We start from the raw sequence: 693 nt of genomic DNA, 5'->3' as shown, positions 1-693 counted from the left end.
CGCGTAAATAAAAGTTAGGGAATAGGATTTTCTAACATTTCTCTATAAAGCACGCTTCGCACAATGTTTCTAATGTTTCTTTGAAATCTGCTAACGCTTCTTGATGTAAGCCATCTAAAAGTCTCATAAACGCAACAACAGTTTCACGTTGCAACGGAGTAGAAGGTTTTATTATGATGCTTTTTCGACAAGAATAGGCTTCTTTTTTTAAGAGAGAAGCCATTGCTTTATCTAAACCATAAAGCTCTATGATCTTTTCTTCCAGTTCTACAGGAACAGATTTTTTGCCAATTTCTACAGCAGATAAAAATGATACAGATATGTCTAATTTCTTAGCCATATCTAAGAGGCGTTCTGAATGATCAACCCGAAGTTTCCGTAAAATTTTACCAAAAGATGTAACCATATAAAAAGTCCTATTAGAGAAGAAATATTTTCTTCTGATTCTAACAAATCTTTTTATGATTTTCCTCAATTATTGCGAATCAAGAGTTCTTTTCGGGGTGGTTTTTTAGCAAAACCAGATGTCCAAAGGGTCTCTAATTCTAAAAAGTCAAAATCCTTAAAGATCTCTCGAACCGCATCACAATCATTGAGACTCAAGACAAATTTACCTTGTATGCTTTTGAGAACTTTTGCCATACTCACAAAATCATCTTCAACAAAATTCCCAGAGCTGTAACACTTCTTCTT

General features: G+C 33.9%; 1 protein-coding gene and 1 pseudogene. Both read right to left on the bottom strand.

Going from position 1 to position 693, the window contains the following annotated elements; translation table 11 throughout:
* Positions 1-31 precede the first annotated feature (31 nt).
* Positions 32-406, bottom strand: coding sequence for a helix-turn-helix domain-containing protein (locus tag ACFIKJ_RS09590; protein ID WP_375648391.1), 375 nt, complete (start codon positions 404-406; stop codon positions 32-34).
* 65 nt (positions 407-471) lie between these two features.
* Positions 472-693: pseudogene (locus ACFIKJ_RS09585) on the bottom strand (DNA adenine methylase); the annotation flags it as partial.

This window comes from Bartonella sp. PS7NMGDW, assembly GCF_042193585.1.
GTDB classification, from domain to species: Bacteria; Pseudomonadota; Alphaproteobacteria; order Rhizobiales; family Rhizobiaceae; genus Bartonella; species Bartonella grahamii.
The sequence above is the reverse complement of the archived record's forward strand: the minus strand, read 5'-3'. Positions and strand labels throughout refer to the sequence as shown.